Source organism: Arthrobacter sp. HMSC06H05 (assembly GCF_001807395.1).
Lineage (GTDB): Bacteria > Actinomycetota > Actinomycetes > Actinomycetales > Micrococcaceae > Pseudoglutamicibacter > Pseudoglutamicibacter albus.
Genome location: NZ_KV788969.1, coordinates 1 through 980, shown reverse-complemented (window position 1 = coordinate 980; position 980 = coordinate 1). Strand labels below are relative to the sequence as shown.

At 54.9% G+C, this 980-nt stretch carries 2 protein-coding genes; both read left to right on the top strand.

Annotated elements, in window-relative coordinates; all coding sequences use genetic code 11:
- The coding region (locus HMPREF3160_RS09935; protein WP_256173738.1) for a DUF6318 family protein at positions 1 to 481 on the top strand (481 nt) is incomplete at its 5' end.
- A 124-nt stretch (positions 482 to 605) separates the two neighbouring features.
- Positions 606 to 980, top strand: a 375-nt coding sequence (locus HMPREF3160_RS00960) for a hypothetical protein (RefSeq protein WP_141739769.1), incomplete at its 3' end; no start/stop codon positions are given.

The window sequence follows — 980 nt, the reverse complement described above, 5'->3', positions numbered from 1 at the left end:
CTATAAGCCAGCAACCCCGAAACGCCCAGCACAGAACGTACCCGTCCCTGGACCACTACCGGAGGTAGCGAAGGAAGAAAGCAAAGCTGGGCAAGTCGCGTTCATCGAGCACTGGTTCAAAGAATTCAACTACGGACTGGAAACCAACAAGCTACGGCCCGAGTTCTGGGAAATGACCAATAAATCTTGCATCTACTGCAAGATGGTTCAAAGGGTCAGGAAAATGATGGAGAAAGACGGGTCCTGGAACATCGGCGGAGACTTGATACCAAAGAAGGTTCGCCCAAACCTGAAAGAACTCGACAACGGCATCTACGAAGTCCACCTATCCATTAGTGAGAAGCCACGTAAACGGTACTTTCCTGGAAGCCCCAAGCCAGTCGAGCAATTTCCCGGAGGAACGATGCACGATGCTTTCCTAGAACTACGCAGAATCGACGGGCAATGGCGTCTGGAAGGGATCTATCGGGATGCGAAATAGACGGAATATCGCCTTGTTTTGCGTCCTCCCGCTACTACTAGCGCCAGGATATGCCTCTGCCACGCCTAATGTGGGCTTCGACCAAGACTCACATTCTGTCGAGTCCACATTAATGACTCGCGAAATGCAAAGAAAAGTAACCAAAACGTCCTCGGATTCCAAGGCGGGGGCGCCCTCTCATGCGCCGGCGGCTGCACCTAAGGTTTTTGGGAAGCGTTTGTTGTGGGATCCAGCCTGTACCCCGGCCGCGTTGGACCGGTCAGGCGCGGTGACCGGTTCCACCAAGGTTGCTGGTAGTGACCTGCATGTAGCCGAGATGGTGGACCCGAAAGCTCGTAACGCGGCTAAAACCCAAGCCTGCACCCGACGAGCCGTCGATGAATGCGGTCAACGCGACGACCTGCTCTACACCACCAACACCGACACCACACAACTCGCCTGCCGCACCAAAAACAAACCATCTAAGAACGGTGCCCCACCTGAGCAGGCCCCGCTGACG